Here is an 18,505-nt window from a genome sequence, read left to right as displayed (position 1 = left end):
TCGTATTCAGAGAAGATGAACTAAAAGTAAAAGACCCAGATGGAGCTGCTCACTTAGCGGCATTTAATCGTGCTGCGTTGAACACGATAAAGCAGGATGAGAGTGACAAAGATAGCTTGGCTGCCAAACGTAGAAAGTCAGGTTGGTCTGGTGAATATCGCTCAAAAATAATATTTGGCTAATATTTATTCAAAGTGGAATCCCGCCCTGCCAAAAGCCGAGGTAGAAACCAAAGCATGGCGTTAAGCTAGCGAATCAATGACTATCTCTGCGCATCAAAAAGCGGCTTTTCAGCCGCTTTGTCTTCCCTATTAAATTAACGTAAACACTACTTGTTGCTATTCACTAATACGTAAGTCGGCCCCGCATTATCAGCGGTAATCAATTGTAACGCAGAGGTGTTTGCCCCTGCTCCTTGGTATTGATTAAATCCGTTTTCCAACGACATGTTTGGAAGTGTTAGTGAATAATTTTCTAACTGCTCTTGCCCAACTAAAGTCGGGGTGTAAAACTCATTATGGTAACTGGCATCAACAAGAGGAAACTGCTCTGTAGCTCGTACACTCACAAACTCTGGGTTTTGTGAATTGTCGACGACATTGTTGTTAAATCGAATATCAACACCAGCAAAAATATTGTCTACTTCAGCATTATTGAACAAGCTAACACGGTGAGATTGATTACCGTAGACAATGCCCCACTCGGTATCAACAAACGTGTTGTTCTCTATGTCGATGTTCTTAGGTGTCCATTGCTTGTTTAGCTCTTTTCCTTTTACTGACTGGTCAAGCTGCTCGCCGTTTTTTACGTCGATAATCCCTGTATTAATGACAATACCACCTCGAAGATCAGCGTTGCCTTCAATTAGTCCATCACGCCCACGTGTGTTAACAAAGTAGTTATTGCGAATCACATGATCTTCATCGTAGATGCGCACACCGCCTGTTAGCAATTTCTTGTTTCCAAGAATAACGTTGTTCTCTACCTTATTACCTTTACCATGTCTCAATGAAATCAACGCTGCACTTTCGAATATTGTGTTACCTGAAATCTCGTTGTCACCCGACTTGACCGAGATAAGTTCACGTTCTCCATCCATACCTACGAGCAAATTATCGACAAACTTAGAACTAGAATCCCATTGCGAAGATTTAGAGTCACCAATTCGAATCGCTTCCCAGCTGTTACCGTTGTAACGAACGGCGTCTTTTATATCTAACTCATTAAACTGGTTTTGTTTTTGGTCAACAAAAATATTATGAGCAATAAGGTGGTTATCTGGCGTCTCATCTTTCTGAACACCAATCAAAGTGCCACGTTTCTGCTTTCCTTCGAATCGGTTATTGATGACTCTTCCATCTTTACCCCATAGGGACACCCACAGGTACTTAGGATATTCAGAACGACGCTCGTCAGGTTCATACGCATAATCGTGATTAAAGTAATAGAATGTGGAATTTTGCAGTGTGTTTCCATTACCCATCATGCGAACTCCACCGAAACGTTCCGCTGGACCGCCTTCAGTGAACACCAAACTATCTAGCGTCACGTTGTTACCTGTTAGTTCAAATTGAACCAGACCAGTAAACCAAACCGCTCCTGCAGTTTCGGCCTTAATCGTCACACCATTTGCCGCAATTGTTACATGCCCCAAATTGGTATATTTTCCATCTGGAATCGTAATCACCTCACCATCTTTTGCATTCTCAAGTTGAGATTTAAGTGCGTTAACCTGTTGGTCTGACTTGAACTCAAGCATCGCACCATCAACATCAACCAATCTGTCACTCGACAAAAGGTAATCGCGTGTCACTTCATTAAACGCCATCGGCACAAACGCTTGAAGCATCGTTTTATTAGCGTGAGTAGTGTCAGCATCGTGTTACCGCAACCAACCAGCGCAACTGAGGCGAATACTGCCGTTAAAGATAAAGCGAGGACATTTTTTTTCATGTGATTCTCTTTATGAATTCTTGTTGGACTTGCTTGAACGTTGCAAGCATTAGAAAGGTTGAAAGCGGCTGGAATCAGCCGCTCAATATTTATGAATAAAGCGCTCTAGTTTTCGGTAGCTACGTTGGCTTCAGCCGCACTTTCCACTTTGTCATCCACTGCTTTGACGAGCAGTAAGCCGACTGCAAAGACGATGCTGCCGCACAGAACAAACACGAAACGCCCCCACAATGGATTTGGCAAGACGAACATTGCCATTACACCAACACCAGCAACGGCGATCAATGAACCCAACATACGACGCTGTCTATTATCAAGCTTCTTCTGTTCAGTACTTTCTGCAACAAGAGGCGTCGCTAGATTGTTGAAGAACTTGTCGACGTCTTGTTCACGATGCTCAGGTAAAGGCTTATAGAACAACGTTGAGAGTACAAAGAAACCTGCGGTGAAAATCATGTGACCAATCAAGCCAATAGCGACTTTTAAATCAGCCCATTCACGACCAGTCAACTCATTAAGACCGAACCAGTTTTGAATCATGTCTGCCGTAATGACAAAACCAACGAAATAAGAGACAAAGCCACCGACGACTAGCGTTCCCCAACCCGCCCAATCCGGCGTTTTACGAATGAAGAAACCACAGAATGCAGGAATAGTCATTGGGAAGCCGATCAAAGCACCCAAGTACATCATAGTGTCGAAAAGGCTTAGACCTTTAAGAGAGTTAATAAACAGCGCAACGAGAATAATAGCAATGCCGAAGAAAGTAGACGTCAGCTTAGAAACCACGACGAGCTCTTTTTCATTGGCATTTGGACGCAGAATCGGCTCATAGAAGTTCTTAACAAAAATCCCTGAGTTACGGTTCAGACCAGAGTCCATGGAAGACATGGTCGCTGCGAACATCGCTGCAATCAAAAGACCAACCATGCCCACTGGCATATACTCTTGAACAAAGTAAAGGTACGCAAAGTCACTCGCTTTAGAGCCAGCTTCTGGGTATTGTGCCGCCAAATCCACACCTTGACCTGCAATAAACCATGATTGCATAAACCAAATGATTGGTCCTAGCGTCATCAACACACATGCTAAAAGTGCAGCTTTACGAGCGTTATTTGAGTCTTTTGCAGCCAAATAGCGGTATGAATTCAACATGTTGTTAGTAATGCTGAACTGCTTTAGGAAAATAAATACAGCCCAGATGCTGAAGATACTTAAATAGTTGAGGTTATCACCGGTAACAAATGACTCGGTTGGGAAGCTCTCAACGATATTAGAAACACCGCCACCATGATAAACCGCAACAATGGCACACGTTACTGTTACGGCCATGATAATGACCATTTGCATGAAGTCAGAGGCAATGACGGCCCAAGAGCCACCAGTCACAGACATAACAAGCACCACAAGGCCGGTAAGAATAATGGTTGTGGTCATATCGAATCCAAAAATACCAGAAGCGATGATAGCGAGACCATTCAGCCAAATACCTGCCGAGATAACACCATTAGGCATCCCTGACCACGTAAATATCTGTTCATTTACTTTGCCAAAACGCATACGTATCGCTTCGATGACAGTGACGACACGCAACTGACGGAATTTAGAAACTAAATCTATTCGACAACATTCGAACTTTAATGGGATTCGAGTTGGAAGTAGAAACCGCCCTCAATAAGATAATTCGAAGGCTTCAATTGAGTAAAGATCAACCACAAGACATCATTTTTATGCTTTTATAGTATAAATTAATATAAAAATCACTTTACCTACATCACATATCTTATTGTTAAAATAGATAGAAGCACAACTACAAAAAACCAACAAGTCATTATAAATCAATAATATAACCCCATTACTTCAGAATTTGGTATGAAAGGCATTGCCAAAGGACGGCCAACCCCGATCCGTATCACATTAAAACCATAGAAAAACCTCTACCATATTTGTAATACATTACCACAAACTAAAAATCTTAAGGGTTAAATAAGATGAGCACTTTAAACAAAGTAACAGTGGCATTAGTTTCTGTGTTCGCGACAGCAGCGGTCAACGCAGCTTCTTTGGATATACGTACTGAGTACAAGCACACAACGGAGCAACATGCGACGCGTATCAAAATGGGAGACAGCATCGGTAACTTCTACTATAGCGGTGAGTTAAAGTTCAAAGGAGAAGATGGCGCGTTTCTTAAAGACTTGCAAAATAATGGTTGGGAGCTGGACTTAGGTTATCGTTTTAAGATCAACGACAACTGGACGATCCAACCAGGTATGCCTATCGAAGCTCGTTCGGCGGATATGACTTACAAACCACAGCTTCGCGTGACTTACGCACTGGATAGTGTTGAAGGACTCAGCTTAAGTGGTCGTTATCGTTATGACATTCGTCAAAACAACGGTGAAGACGCACAGAATGAACGCCGTCATCGTTTAACGGCGAACATCAACTATTCACTAAACGAGTGGCGCTTTGGGCTTGAAGGTAACTATTATAAAGCAGCAACAGATGGTTATATCTTGTACAACGGCAAAGACACAAACTACGAGCTAAACGCCACAGCACGTCGTAGCTTCGGCCAATGGGCACCGTACGTTGAGTTTGGTGATGTAAACGTCGATTCTGTTACAGATCGCCGCGAGCTACGTAGCCGTCTGGGTGTCACGTACAGTTTCTAAGGCGTAATTCAAGAGTCGGTACAATTTTCCAATACAAGGGTACTGTTTGTCGAAAAGTCGAGTCGACTGAGCCAAAAACAACTCTGCAGTTGCAATGGCATCAATTAAGGCCTCATGCCCATTATACTCAGGTAGTCCGTATCGCTTCCTAGTCTCAGACAAACGCACATCGAACTCAGCATCTTTATTCACCGCTAACGCCATCGACTTTTCAATAGCTAGTGTATCCAGCCACATCACTGGCAGATCTGACACTCCATACTTCTGAGTTAAATATTCATCAACGAATGCCGCTTCTATCATCGAACCATGTGCAATCAGTATTTTGTTTTTTGCTGCTTGAAATAACTGTGTCATCGCAGAATCTAATGAAATTCCATCTTGCAACATTTCAGGCATGATATGGTTTATGACCGCGGTTTCCGCCTTAACCTCATTTGGCGACTCAATAAACAGCTGTTTTGCACTAGCAACATTGACCGTAAAGTTGACAACTTCTACCCAACCTAAACTAAGAATGCTGTTGGTATTGGCATCTAACCCCGTCGTTTCAAAATCCAACACGAGGTACTCGACTTCTGTTGCTAATGCCTCCATTCTCGGCGCTGGATCACTTAGCAAGTTTCTCAGTGCATTGTCTTGATCCGAAAGCATGTGAACTTCATTTCGAGCGTGAGAGCCTGCAACTATCCACGAAAACTGACATGGTGGCTCCCCCAGTTTATCAATCGCAATCTGAATAATTCGACGATTGTACGCATCCATGATCATCGACATAACACGGCCTATGGTCTCGGGCGCGACATTGCCTTCCACTAGAGCTTCAAATATGGCCTGACGTTCAATAGTAAAATTTGCCATAGTGCGAATACTAGTAGCGTACTTAATTTTTTCGATTAGGAAGATCGCCTGCATGCGATGATTCTGAACCAGATGAGAGGTAGTCAACAGTCCTACTACTTTTCCGTCAGAAACAACCGGTAAACCACGAACATTATGTTGCATCATCAATGACGCAGCGTGCAAAACCAGATCGTTGGGGCTGATTGTCAATGGATTAGGCGTCATCACCTCACTGATCGGAGCACTATTATCATGACCTTCTGCAATAACCCGTTTGGTCATGTCACGGTCGGTCATCAAGCCCACAAGTTTGCCGTTGTCACACACCACCGCAGTAGAAGATCGTTTAACAATTCGCATTTCATGCGCGACATCTTTAATCGACATAGAGGCATCAACAATCGCAATGACTCCACTCGCCACCTCCGACACCTTTTTGATAAACAGCCCTTTTTCTTTATTGGACCAAACAACATCCAATGCCGATTTCAGACGAACTTGCGCTTGTGATGCAAAGAGCTCGGCATACTCCGGATTACGCTTAAATATCACCTCAAGCGTAAATGGGGGATTAAGTACAACAGCGTATTTTCGATGGCGATCGCCTGATAGCCCGCCGCTTTAGTGACCTGATCATCGAGAAAAGTGAAACCAAACAAATCTTCACTTCCCAATCTTGCGCGAAGCACACCATCTGATTTGCGCTGCTCCATGGAGCCGGTGCGAATAACATAGAGAAATTTCTGTTTGCTTTTCGTCAAGCTTGTCTCGCCTTCCCTAACCCCAGAGCGTCCGTTACATGGATCAATCACATCCCCCTTAGCTAAATAGATGATTTTTATTCCGATGCGACCTCACGAACCAGCTCTTTGGGAAGTTTATCAAATGGATCTACGCTACATAGAAACTGTGTAATATTGGGTAAAAGCGCATGAGGCATGTGAGATCTCCAGTTGGTTTTTGTATTATTATATCAATAGAAATTTCACAATGGTGCATTTTAGATACAAAAAAGGCAGCTTATATGCTGCCTTTTTTTCAATTTGTTAACAAGCGCCACCTGTCGGTGTTAGCTTGCGACAGGAAGCCTGTGGTTTTCTTCACGTAGATGATTTGCCGACGCTTCTCGAGCCTTGTTACTATCACCTGCCATGATCGCCTCGTAAATAGCTCGGTGCTCATCAATACACGTAGAGCCGCCATCTGAAGAGAACTGGATAAAGTTAACGAACATGGTGGTCAGAATGTTGCCGAATGGAAGATAGAAGTCGTTGCCCGTCGCATTAAAAATCAAGCTGTGGAAACGAGTATCGACATCCAACCATTTAGTCTGCTCGAAATTTTCTTCTTTAGAAACTTCTACCATTTCCTGAAAAGTCGCAGATAATTCAATACGTTGTTCTGCAGACGCAAATCTAGCCGCCAATGCACACGCTTCCGGTTCAATAGCGCGGCGTAGTCCAAGGAACTGAGCACAGAACTGCTCTACATCATTCAGTCCGTCCATCCACTCAATTAACTGTGGGTCGAGAAAGTTCCAATAAGCGCGATCGACAACACGAGTACCAATCTTAGGTCGAGACTCAAGTAAGCCTTTTGATGTCAAAAGCTTAACCGCTTCACGAAGTGCCGTACGGCTAATACCAAATTGTTCACACAGCGCCATTTCGCCTGGAATAATTGAGCGCTCCGGCAAATCACCTGAAAGAATACCCCGGGCAATCTCACGAGCGACTTGTACGTGGATGCTGCGCTTTGAACCCGTAATAGAATTAAACTTACCTGACATATCTTTATCGCTTACTTAAAGTGTTTATGTATTATTTTATCAGCTATTCTATCACTAAACTTTCTGGAATAGATGTGATAGATCGCATTTATTCGGTGTAAATGTTCTACGTTTTGTGCCCATTCCCCGCTTTTTACGTGTTCGCTATCACATAATCTGAGCTTTTTCCCTCGTTTCTCGACCTATCACTGTTTTTTCGTTGATTCTTTTAAGTGGTATTGTATTATTATTTAATCATCATACGATACTTTGAATAATGTGTGTGTCTAACAATCAACAAGGTCAGAACTATGGCTATGTTCCATACCGTGGCAGACTCTAGTAGAAGAATTCACGTTCAAGTCGCAAAAGCAATTGCCAGTAAAATCCTTACTGGTGAACTAAAAGAAGGCGAAAAATTGCCAAGTGAGCTGGAATTGTGTGAGAAGTTTGGCATCAGCCGTACTGCACTTCGTGAGTCCACTAAACTACTTTCTGCCAAAGGCTTAATCGAGTCAAAACCTAAAGTCGGCACCAATGTGACCGCTCGTCACCATTGGCACTTTCTCGACCCTCAATTTCTTGACTGGGTAAAAGACACTGATAATGTCCAACGCTTCCTCACCCAATTTTTGGGACTTCGAAAAGCGATTGAACCAGAAGCTTGCTCTATGGCAGCGAGAAATGCCTCTATCGAGCATCGCAAGGCACTGTCTGTCTGTTTTCAAAAAATGAAACAGGCTGCGTTTAATCACGACTACACAGCGTGGACACATAACGATCATGCCTTTCACAAAACGATATTCTTAGCGACAGCTAATCCGTTTTACGTCCCTTTTGCCAATATTCTTGAATCGCTTTTTAAGACTTTTATCGATGAAGCTGCCGTGGGCGGGCGATTCTGTATTGAAGAGCATGGGGATATTTACGACGCAATTATGACTGGCGATGCAGACTCTGCAAAAGTCGCATCACGCCAATTATTAGATGATCACAACCAAAGACTTGCCCTATTAGAGGCGGTTTAAACCTGATTTAGAGGAAACAGCAATGTTCGTATACAACAAAGATGTAGCATTAGAAGATCAAGGTGGCGGCCTACGCCGCAAATTGTTGGCGCATTGTGAAAACATGATGACCGTCGAAGTGCACTTCGAAGATGGAACGGTTGCACCAATGCACAACCACCCTCACGAGCAAATTACCTATGTTGTCTCTGGTGAATTTGAATTCACAGTAGGTGAAGAGACAAAAATCGTCAAAGCGGGAGATACTGTTTATAAAGTGCCAAATATTATGCACGGCTGTAAGTGCTTAAAAGCCGGTATCCTAATTGATAACTTTACCCCAATGCGTAAAGACTTCATTTAAACACTAACGCAATGGGCAGTAGAGCCTCTCTTAACTGCCCACTTCTCCTCTCCAAGTTGCCGTTCTTCGCAGCTCTCTTGCGTCATTACTCTTTAATTGTTCGTACTCTAAATATTTATTTAACCAAGTCAGACTACTCAATAGGTTTTTTCCGCCGAAGCCAAATTCCAAACCTTTCACTCCCAGATAAATTACAAACCAAAACAATCACTCCAAATCAAAGACTTAACTATCAATAAGCAACTATACAACTTGGTTTGGCACTTTTATTGACCTGTCTCTTTGGTATCGAATGATAGACCCACTCTTTAGTTGTGTTAAAAAATGTTTACTTACTGGTTAAGCAAAAAAGAGATATTTAATTTGAACTCAAACCTTTTTTCAGGCATTTTATATTTAACTGAACGTTCAATTAAAAATAAAAGGGAGCTCAAATGCCGAAGGTTGGCATGCCATTAGTCAGGAAACCACAACTGGTTCAAGCAGCCATGTCTGTTATAGATCGTGTGGGCTTGCACGCCGCAAGTATCTCGTTAATTGCTAAGGAGGCCGGCGTCTCTACAGGTATCATCAACCACTATTTTGGTGGTAAGCACGGCCTTCTTGAAGAGACCATGCGAGAGATCCTAAGACAGCTTTCTCAAACTGTGACCTCCCACCTGCGTCAAATTCCCAAGACAGAACATGTCAAACGTATCAATGCCATTGTTGATGCCAACTTTGTTGGGTTTCAGGCCGAAAACAAAGTGGCGAAAACTTGGTTAGCATTTTGGTCTTATTCGATGCATGACCCTCAGCTCAAACGCCTACAGCGTGTTAACGAAAAACGTCTGTTATCGCACCTAAAGATCGAACTCAACACACTGTTTACGCCAGAGCAAGCTACCGTTATTGCGAATGGCATAGCTGCACTTATTGACGGTATTTGGCTCAGAGGAACCTTGACACCTGAAGGTATCGATGCCGACAAAGCGCGTTTTATTATCAACGACTATCTCGATAAGCAGCTCACTTTTTACTCATTAAAATAATCAAAAGTTAGACTTTCAAATGGATATGAAAACACTCTATATCGATGGACAAGCTCAACATGGCTCGTCCGATGAATATTTTACTACCTATAATCCAGCCAATGGTGAGCCATTAGCCGAGATTGTCCAAGCTAGCCCAAAGGATCTCGAGTTTGCTATCGAGTCCGCTAAAAAAGGGTTTGCCGTTTGGTCAGCAATGACGCCCATCGAGCGCAGCCGAATCTTGCTCAAAGCCTTGGCATTACTGCGTGAGCGCAATGATGAGCTCGCAGCTCTTGAAGTAGCTGACACCGGAAAACCGCTACAAGAAGCCCTCGAAGTGGATATTGCCACGGGCGCCGACGTCATCGAATATTACGCTGGTCTCGCTCCAGCACTGCAAGGTGAGCAACAACCACTTAGCGAGAATCAGTTTTTCTACACCAGACGTGAACCTTTAGGCATCTGCGCGGGAATTGGCGCCTGGAACTACCCGATTCAAATTGCTATGTGGAAGTCTGCACCGGCACTTGCGGCGGGTAATGCCATGATTTTCAAGCCTTCGGAAGAAACGCCTCTAAGCGCACTGAAGCTTGCGGAAATCTATAGTGAAGCGGGCGTACCAGATGGTGTGTTCAATGTGATTCAAGGTGATCATCGGGTTGGTCAGATGCTGACGGCACATCCTGATATCGCCAAAGTTTCCTTTACCGGTGAATCAGGTACAGGGAAGAAAGTCATGGCTGATAGTGCTCAAACCCTTAAACACGTCACCATGGAGCTTGGCGGTAAGTCTCCAATGATCATCTTTGAAGACGCTAAACTGGATGACGCAGTGTCTGCCGCTATGGTCGCGAATTTCTATACCCAAGGCGAGGTCTGCACTAACGGCACCCGCGTCTTTGTACATGAATCTCTCTACTCAGCCTTTATTGAGCAGCTGAAATCCCGCACTGAAAAACTGATCGTTGGTGACCCGATGGACAGCAAAACTCAAGTTGGTGCCCTCATTTCAAAAACACACTTATCTAAAGTTTTAGACGCCATTGAAAGTGCTAAGAAAAGTGGCGCAACCCTACTGACTGGCGGTTATCAGGTGACTGAAAATGGGTTAGATAAAGGTAACTTCGTCGTGCCAACTGTCTTCGTCGATTGTGACGACAACATGCCGCATGTACAGCAGGAGATCTTCGGACCTGTCATGTCAGTACTTACATTCAATGACGAACAAGACGTTATAGCACGCGCTAACGACACTGATTATGGATTGGCCGCTGGGCTTTTCACTCAAGATTTATCACGAGCGCATCGCGTTATTCATCAAATGCAAGCGGGCATTTGCTGGGTGAACACCTGGGGTGATTCTCCAGCAGAAATGCCCGTAGGCGGATATAAGCATTCTGGTATTGGTCGTGAAAATGGACCTGAGACCTTGAGGCATTACACCCAAACTAAGAGCGTGTTAATCGAGCTTGGTGAGTACGCCAGCCCTTACGCCTAACGATGAGTTTACGGAGACAGATTATGGAACAACGCTACGATTATATTATCGTCGGCGCGGGATCGGCTGGCTGTGTTTTGGCAGACCGACTAACGGAAAGCGGTGAGCACTCTGTATTACTATTGGAAGCAGGTGGCAGCGATAAAAGTATTTTTATTCAGATGCCAACGGCCCTTTCTTACCCAATGAACACCGAAAAATACGCTTGGCAATTTGAAACCACTGAAGAGGCGGGTCTAGATGGGCGCAAGCTACATTGTCCTCGCGGTAAAGTACTTGGCGGTAGCTCATCCATTAACGGAATGGTGTATGTTCGTGGGCATGCTTGTGATTTCGACCAATGGGAACAGCAAGGTGCAAAAGGTTGGAACTACCAGTCTTGTTTACCCTATTTCCGCCGCGCAGAGTCTTGGGATGGTGGCAGCGATGAGTATCGTGGTGGGGACGGCCCAGTTGGCACTTGCAATGGTAATAACATGACTCGTAACCCACTCTATCAAGCCTTTATCGAGGCAGGCAAAGAAGCCGGTTACCCTGAAACTCAAGACTATAACGGTTATCAGCAAGAAGGCTTTGGTCCGATGCACATGACTGTTGATGGTGGGGTCCGAGCTTCTACATCCAATGCCTATCTAAAACGCGCTCTCAAGCGCTCTAACCTCACGCTGATTAAAGGTGTCGTAGTTCATCAAGTCCTATTGGAAGCTAAGCAAGCTGTCGGCGTCCAGTATGAAAAGTCAGGTACTGTCGTCGACGCCAAAGTAAACAAAGAGGTCATTTCTAGTGCTGGTTCTATAGGCTCAGTGCAGCTATTACAGCTTTCCGGTATCGGTCCTAAAAAGGTGTTGGAGCGCGCAGGCGTGACGGTAGAACACGACCTTGCTGGTGTAGGTGCTAATCTTCAAGACCACCTTGAAGTCTATTTCCAATACCACTGCTCTCAGCCAATCACGCTAAACAGCAAACTCGGTTTGGTGAGCAAAGGGCTTATTGGCGCAGAATGGATTGTTACTCGCAAAGGCTTAGGTGCGACCAATCACTTTGAATCTTGCGCGTTTATTCGTTCTCGTAAAGGACTGAAGTGGCCCAACATTCAATACCATTTTCTTCCAGCTGCCATGCGTTATGACGGACAAGCGGCGTTTGATGGGCATGGTTTCCAAGTGCATGTGGGACCTAATAAACCCGAGAGCCGTGGCACCGTAGAGATCCGCTCGGCAAATCCGCATGACAAGCCATTAATTGAGTTCAATTACATTTCGACCGAGCAAGACCGCCAAGATTGGCGAGACTGCATTCGCCTGACTCGTGAGATTCTAAATCAACCCGCAATGGATGCCTACCGCGGTGATGAGATTCAACCTGGGCTCCATATTCAAAGCGACGACGCTATCGATGAGTGGGTAAAGCAGAACGTAGAAAGCGCATATCACCCTTCTTGCAGTTGCAAAATGGGGGCCGATGATGACCCACTAGCCGTACTCGACGAGCAGTGCCGCGTTCGCGGTATCAAAGCCCTACGCGTGGTCGATTCTTCCATTTTCCCAACGATCCCAAACGGCAATCTCAACGGCCCAACCATCATGGTTGCCGAGCGCGCTGCCGACATCATCTTGGGTAAGCCTCTTCAGCAAGACAAGCAACCCGTTTGGCTCGCCCCGAACTGGGAACAAACACAACGAATTGGCTCTCCATTGAGAGAGCTGGACTAAGTCCACCAAAGTCAACCAAAAATAAAAAGGAAATAGCATGTCAACGATGACAAAAACACTCTCAGCACTCGCTCTAAGTAGTATGGCCATGAACGCCTATGCCAACCAATGTGAAACGGTACGTTTCGCCGATGTTGGCTGGACAGACATCACTGCAACCACGGCGGTCACAACCGAGCTATTAAAAGGCATGGGTTACAAAACTAAAACCGATCTTCTGTCAGTGCCTGTCACTTACTCTTCAATGGCGAACGGTGATATCGATATCTTCCTTGGCAACTGGATGCCTACGATGGAGGGAGATATCGCTAAATATCGTGACGCCAAAACCGTAGAAACCGTTCGTGCCAATCTAGAAGGCGCTAAGTACACCCTAGCCGTGCCTAAGTATGTCTATGACGCTGGCGTAAAAAGCTTTGCAGATTTAGCCAAACATGCCGACAAATTCCGCGACCGCATTTACGGCATTGAACCAGGCAACGATGGTAACCGCCTTATTCAATCCATGATCGACAGCAACGCTTTCGGTCTTAAGGACTTTAACTTAGTCGAATCTAGTGAAGCGGGCATGGTATCTCAGGTTTCTCGCGCTGCACGCCGCGACCAATGGATCGTCTATTTAGGTTGGGCACCACACCCAATGAACAGCAATATCGAAATGGAGTATCTCTCTGGCGGTGACGATTACTTCGGTCCTAACTACGGCGGTGCCAACGTTTACACCAACGTACGTGCCAACTATCTCTCTGAATGCCAAAACGTGGGTCAACTGCTGCAAAACCTAGAGTTCAACCTTGAGATGGAAAACCAATTGATGGAAGCCATCTTAAATCAGAATGTGCAACCGTCAAAAGCGGCACTGCAATGGATGAAAGCAAATCCAGAGCAAGTAGAAGCTTGGCTATCTGGCGTGAAAACTCTGTCGGGTGAAGACGCAAATGCAGCGGTACAAAACTACATCGACTCAAAAGCGTAATTCAAAACGAGTGGGCATCACTGCCCACTCAAAAACACTAAGGTTGTATTGTGAATTTTATTACTGACAACAAAATCCCTCTGGGTCAATGGATGGAAGCGGGTGTCGATTGGCTGACATTCAATGCCGCCGGTTTGTTCGACACAATTTCTATTTTCCTTGAAACCATCATTTTGTTTGTCGTTGATGTGTTTAAATGGATGCCGCCTGCAATGCCGATCATGATGACCGCTGCCATTGCTTGGTATCTGCACCGTAGTATCCCTTTGGTACTATTTGTCATTGGTGCTTTGCTGACGATTTTGAACCTTGGCTACTGGCAAGAAATGCTAGAAACCTTTGTTTTGGTGTTTGCCGCGACAACGATTTCTGTATTAATTGGCGTACCTCTTGGCATCATGGCTGCACACCGCCCTTGGCTGTATACGTTGCTGCGCCCCATTCTCGATTTAATGCAAACCGTCCCCACTTTCGTCTATCTGATTCCAACTTTGGTTCTGTTTGGACTCGGTATTGTTCCCGGATTGATCTCCACCATTATTTTCGCCATCGCCGCGCCAATTAGACTGACTTACCTTGGCATCACCAAAGTACCGGAAGAGTTGGTGGAAGCAGGCAAGGCATTTGGTGCCACACGAATGAAGCTATTGTTTAAAGTAGAACTGCCAGCGGCCATGCCCAGCATCATGGCTGGCGTAACCCAATGCATCATGCTGTCTTTATCCATGGTGGTCATCGCCGCTCTCGTCGGTGCGGATGGGCTGGGTAAACCCGTCGTTCGAGCCTTAAATACGGTCAATATTTCTCAAGGATTTGAAGCTGGATTAGCGATTGTCCTAGTTGCTATTATCCTAGACCGACTCTGTAAATCACCGAATCAAAAGGAAGCCTAGTCATGGATGCCATTACGATTAAAAACCTAGACGTTGTCTTCGGTGATAAGCCGCAATTAGCGCTTGAGCAACTTGACCAAGGCAAGACTCGTCAAGAAATCATCGACCAAACCTCGCAAGTCGTCGGGGTCGATAATGTGTCGATGAGCGTAAAAGAAGGTGAGATTTGCGTCCTGATGGGACTTTCAGGCTCAGGTAAGTCCAGTTTACTGCGTGCAGTCAATGGGTTAAACACCATCTCCCGAGGCTCATTAGCGCTGAAAAATGGTGACGAATATGTTGATTTAGCCTCTTGTGATGACGAAACGTTGCGTCACCTTCGTACTCACCGTGTTTCTATGGTCTTTCAGAAATTTGCTTTGATGCCTTGGCTAACCGTGTTGGACAATGTAGCTTTTGGACTTGAACTGCAAGGCATATCGAAGTCGACAAGGCGAAACAAAGCACGCGAGCAGCTAGAGCTTGTTGGTCTCTCTGAGTGGGAAGATAAGTACCCGCATGAGCTATCAGGTGGTATGCAGCAGCGTGTTGGACTCGCTCGTGCATTTGCCATGGATACTGACATCTTATTGATGGACGAACCCTTTTCTGCGCTAGATCCATTGATTCGAACCCAGCTGCAAGATGAGCTGATTCTTCTCCAAGAAAAACTTAATAAGACGATTCTATTCGTCAGTCACGATTTGGATGAGGCTCTAAAAATAGGCAACAATATTGCCATCATGGAATCTGGCAAACTGATTCAACATGCGAAGCCAGAAGAAATTATCCTCACACCAGAAAACGACTACGTCCGTGACTTTGTTGCCCACACTAACCCGCTTAACGTACTTAAAGGCCGCTCATTAATGCAACCAGCAAGTGAGCTAAAGCAAGAACATGATCGTTTGCAGATCTGTTCCGATCAATCGGTTTGGGTCAATCAAGCGAATGGCAAACTCAGCATAGTTAAAGACGAGGAACTAAAGCTCGTGCATTGGGATGCAAATCGAGGTGATCTGGCCCATATTGATCAAAGTACCGTCGTGGTCGCCAGTCCAGACATCGGTATGAGAGAAGCAATAGAACTTAAGCAGCGTAGTAGGTTACCGATTTTGTTGGTTGAGTCTGGTAGAGTCGTTGGCATTCTCGATGACAGTGAATTTTATGATGCATTGTTAGGTAACTTTAATGCTCACCAAGCGGCCTAACAAACTTGGCGCTCGTCACTAAATCTCGCTGACATTGAGTCAGCAAAATATCGCTGTTTCAATAGCTGGTGCAATCAACAGCGAAAAGCCCTAGTCATTGCGACTAGGGCTTTTAAATCGTAACTACGATGTATTATTCATCTGCTGTTTACAGCAGAACAGACCCACCAAGAAACGCCGCAAACGTCATTGCCAACGCTGGTCAATTGGAGGACATAAAACACAAGTTTGTTCTATTGATGCGCTTGCCAAAACACAGCCGAAAATCCACAAACAAAAGCTACCGCTAAGCCAATGAATGCAATCGCTTCGTGTTGTTGCTGAAATATTTCCATAATACCAAAACTGCTTGAGAAAAGGATCTCAATAGTGAAGTAACCGTTTCAGCCCCTCAAGATGATAGATATTTACTGATCTGACTCATATTGATAAATAAAACACACACCTTCAACAATGCCCATCGCTTTACCCACAGAAACCCATTTAGATTACGCTATTTTGATTATGCATTAATAATACAATAGCATTTATGGCTTTGAGAATTGTGTAAAAAAGTGGACATTAATCACATTTAACTAAGCAAGCACATTATCAACACTACTAACCATAGATATAAACTGTTAGATTTAAATTATTGAAACGTCGGTTTGATAAAATATCATTAGTTTGTATTTGGAAAGAATCAAACTAACTTTTGACGACGCCCACGAATATAAAATGTAGGCATTACTTGTTCGAAGAAGCAGTGAGTACACCATTTTCTCATTCACAGGACGACCTTTTAAGCCAATCACACCACAGTGAGATCGCACACAATGAACCAATATAGAATCGCCATCATCGGCGAATGCATGGTAGAACTACAGCGCAAGGATGATCTTTTAAAGCAGGCTTTTGGTGGTGATACCCTCAATACCGCTTTATATCTGTCTCGACTTGCTCACGCTCATGATATTAAAGTGAGTTACATTACGGCGTTAGGCAACGATCCGTTCTCAACGGAGATGATAGACGCATGGAATCAAGAAGGTATCGATACAAGTTTGATTTTGCGTCTCAATGACAAAATGCCCGGCCTATACCATATCGAAACCGATGAAACAGGCGAGCGTACCTTTTTTTATTGGCGAGGTGATGCCGCAGCCAAATTTGTTTTCGACCAACAAGAATCAGAACAACTCATCGACACCTTATTAGGTTACGATGCGGTTTACTTAAGTGGCATCACCTTAGCGATCCTCACGGACTCAGGACGCGATAAGTTGTTCGGCTTCCTCAAAGCCTTTAAAGAGAAAGGCGGTCAAGTCTTCTTCGATAACAACTTCCGACCAAAACTATGGGCAGATCAGCTCACCGCAATCAATACTTACAAAGCGATGCTTAGCTATACCGATGCTGCATTGTTAACATTTGAAGATGAACAGGCTTTGTTTGGTGATACCTCTGTTGAACAATGCATTGAGCGCACCAGCGAAGCTGGCGTTGCAGAAATTGCCATTAAACGAGGCGCAAAAGACTGCTTGGTTGTTGTGAACGATCAAGCTAATTACGTCGCCCCCAAGCCCGTTGACAATATTATCGACACGACAGCAGCTGGCGACTCGTTTAGCGCGGGTTATCTAGCAAAACGCCTAACGGGCGGCAGCGCGCTAGCGGCAGCGGCAATGGGTCACAAAGTTGCAGGGACGGTTATTCAACATCGCGGCGCCATTATTCCCAAGAACGCTACACCAAATCTTGATTAGTAGGACAAATAGAAATGACAACATTAAACGAACAGCTAGCAAACTTGAAAGTAATTCCAGTTATTGCCATCAACAAAGTTGAAGATGCGATTCCACTCGGTAAAGCGTTGGTTGATAACGGTATGCCATGTGCTGAAATTACTTTTCGTACTGATTGTGCAGCTGAAGCTATCGCTGTAATGCGTAAAGAATTCCCTGAAATGCTTATTGGCGCAGGTACTGTGCTGACTAACGCGCAGGTTGATCAAGCCATTGAAGCGGGTGTTGATTTTATCGTAAGTCCTGGATTTAACCCACGTACAGTCCAATATTGTTTGGATAAAAACGTACCAATAGTACCGGGCGTAAACAACCCAAGTCTTGTTGAACAAGCGATGGAGATGGGTCTACGTACCCTTAAGTTCTTCCCAGCTGAACCTTCAGGAGGCGTAAACATGTTAAAAGCCCTGACTGCTGTTTACCCAGTCAAATTCATGCCTACCGGCGGCGTCAGCCTTAACAATGTTGATGACTACCTATCTATCAAGTCGGTACTCGCATGCGGTGGTACCTGGATGGTTCCTACCAACCTAATCGACGAGGGCCGTTGGGAAGAACTTGGTCAACTGGTTAAAGATGCGGTTGCACACGTAAATTAATCGACCCTAACCTTGCCATTTTATTCGGGATCAAGCGGGCTTCTGGCTCGCTTTTTTGTACCACAATAAGTCCGACTTTACCCTCTCTTCTCCTTACTTTTTTAACCTAAGCAACTACTCTTCCCTAGATACCAATACAACAGACAAAACAAATCTAAACAAGAAAGCAGCATAAGTGACTGATTTGTATTAAGGTTAATTTGTGAGGATTTATGTATCGTTTTCCA

12 protein-coding genes and 5 pseudogenes are annotated in these 18,505 nt (G+C 44.6%); 12 read left to right on the top strand and 5 right to left on the bottom strand.

Annotation, left to right across the window (positions count from 1 at the left end; all coding sequences use genetic code 11):
- A pseudogene (locus tag VTH8203_RS16560) lies at window positions 1-182 on the top strand (ISAs1 family transposase); the annotation flags it as partial.
- A 146-nt stretch (window positions 183-328) separates the two neighbouring features.
- Here the strand turns inward: VTH8203_RS16560 and VTH8203_RS16555 are convergent.
- Both VTH8203_RS16555 and VTH8203_RS16550 read right to left on the bottom strand, forming a co-directional pair.
- Window positions 329-1,953 (bottom strand): annotated as a pseudogene (locus VTH8203_RS16555) (polysaccharide lyase 6 family protein).
- 105 nt (window positions 1,954-2,058) lie between these two features.
- Window positions 2,059-3,558, bottom strand: a pseudogene (locus tag VTH8203_RS16550) (sodium:solute symporter family transporter); the annotation flags it as partial.
- A gap of 386 nt (window positions 3,559-3,944) precedes the next feature.
- On the opposite strand from VTH8203_RS16550, the gene VTH8203_RS16545 reads away from it, so the two are divergent.
- A complete protein-coding gene (locus VTH8203_RS16545) occupies window positions 3,945-4,631 on the top strand; it encodes an oligogalacturonate-specific porin KdgM family protein (RefSeq protein WP_096994659.1) in 687 nt (228 codons plus the stop codon).
- On the opposite strand, the pseudogene VTH8203_RS16540 reads toward VTH8203_RS16545, so the two are convergent.
- The 3 genes and pseudogenes from VTH8203_RS16540 to VTH8203_RS16530 form a co-directional block, all read right to left on the bottom strand.
- Window positions 4,596-5,186 (bottom strand): annotated as a pseudogene (locus VTH8203_RS16540) (3'-5' exonuclease); the annotation flags it as partial. The gene VTH8203_RS16545 and the pseudogene VTH8203_RS16540 overlap by 36 nt on opposite strands.
- A gap of 48 nt (window positions 5,187-5,234) precedes the next feature.
- Window positions 5,235-6,414 (bottom strand): annotated as a pseudogene (locus tag VTH8203_RS16535) (CBS domain-containing protein); the annotation flags it as partial.
- Window positions 6,415-6,543: 129 nt separating this feature from the next.
- Window positions 6,544-7,263, bottom strand: coding sequence for a FadR/GntR family transcriptional regulator (locus tag VTH8203_RS16530; protein WP_096994658.1), 720 nt, complete (start codon window positions 7,261-7,263; stop codon window positions 6,544-6,546).
- Window positions 7,264-7,553: 290 nt separating this feature from the next.
- On the opposite strand from VTH8203_RS16530, the gene VTH8203_RS16525 reads away from it, so the two are divergent.
- The 10 genes from VTH8203_RS16525 (at window position 7,554) to VTH8203_RS16480 (ending at window position 18,278) form a co-directional block, all read left to right on the top strand.
- Window positions 7,554-8,270: a FadR/GntR family transcriptional regulator gene (locus tag VTH8203_RS16525; RefSeq protein ID WP_096994657.1), complete on the top strand. Its 717-nt coding sequence runs from the start codon at window positions 7,554-7,556 to the stop codon at window positions 8,268-8,270.
- 22 nt (window positions 8,271-8,292) lie between these two features.
- Complete coding sequence (locus VTH8203_RS16520; RefSeq protein ID WP_096994656.1) at window positions 8,293-8,613, top strand: cupin domain-containing protein; 321 nt, start codon at window positions 8,293-8,295, stop codon at window positions 8,611-8,613.
- Window positions 8,614-9,047: 434 nt separating this feature from the next.
- Window positions 9,048-9,644: a transcriptional regulator BetI gene (betI, locus tag VTH8203_RS16515; RefSeq protein WP_096994655.1), complete on the top strand. Its 597-nt coding sequence runs from the start codon at window positions 9,048-9,050 to the stop codon at window positions 9,642-9,644.
- 19 nt (window positions 9,645-9,663) lie between these two features.
- On the top strand, window positions 9,664-11,124 hold the full coding sequence (gene betB, locus VTH8203_RS16510) for a betaine-aldehyde dehydrogenase (protein ID WP_096994654.1): 1,461 nt from the start codon (window positions 9,664-9,666) through the stop codon (window positions 11,122-11,124).
- Between the two features lie 23 nt (window positions 11,125-11,147).
- Entirely contained in the window at window positions 11,148-12,836 is a 1,689-nt protein-coding gene (gene betA, locus VTH8203_RS16505; RefSeq protein WP_096994653.1) for a choline dehydrogenase, read from the top strand.
- A 37-nt stretch (window positions 12,837-12,873) separates the two neighbouring features.
- Complete coding sequence (locus VTH8203_RS16500) at window positions 12,874-13,812, top strand: choline ABC transporter substrate-binding protein (RefSeq protein ID WP_096994652.1); 939 nt, start codon at window positions 12,874-12,876, stop codon at window positions 13,810-13,812.
- A 50-nt stretch (window positions 13,813-13,862) separates the two neighbouring features.
- Entirely contained in the window at window positions 13,863-14,705 is an 843-nt protein-coding gene (gene choW / locus VTH8203_RS16495; protein ID WP_096994651.1) for a choline ABC transporter permease subunit, read from the top strand.
- A 2-nt stretch (window positions 14,706-14,707) separates the two neighbouring features.
- On the top strand, window positions 14,708-15,895 hold the full coding sequence (choV, locus tag VTH8203_RS16490; protein WP_096994650.1) for a choline ABC transporter ATP-binding protein: 1,188 nt from the start codon (window positions 14,708-14,710) through the stop codon (window positions 15,893-15,895).
- A gap of 815 nt (window positions 15,896-16,710) precedes the next feature.
- Window positions 16,711-17,640, top strand: coding sequence for a 2-dehydro-3-deoxygluconokinase (gene kdgK, locus VTH8203_RS16485; protein ID WP_096994649.1), 930 nt, complete (start codon window positions 16,711-16,713; stop codon window positions 17,638-17,640).
- 14 nt (window positions 17,641-17,654) lie between these two features.
- Window positions 17,655-18,278 carry a bifunctional 4-hydroxy-2-oxoglutarate aldolase/2-dehydro-3-deoxy-phosphogluconate aldolase gene (locus VTH8203_RS16480; RefSeq protein ID WP_096994648.1) on the top strand — a complete coding sequence of 208 codons (624 nt, stop codon included), beginning with the start codon at window positions 17,655-17,657 and terminating at the stop codon, window positions 18,276-18,278.
- The last annotated feature ends 227 nt before the right edge of the window (window positions 18,279-18,505 follow it).

It is taken from the genome of Vibrio thalassae, assembly GCF_900089835.1.
Lineage (GTDB): Bacteria > Pseudomonadota > Gammaproteobacteria > Enterobacterales > Vibrionaceae > Vibrio > Vibrio thalassae.
The sequence above is the reverse complement of the archived record's forward strand: the minus strand, read 5'-3'. Positions and strand labels throughout refer to the sequence as shown.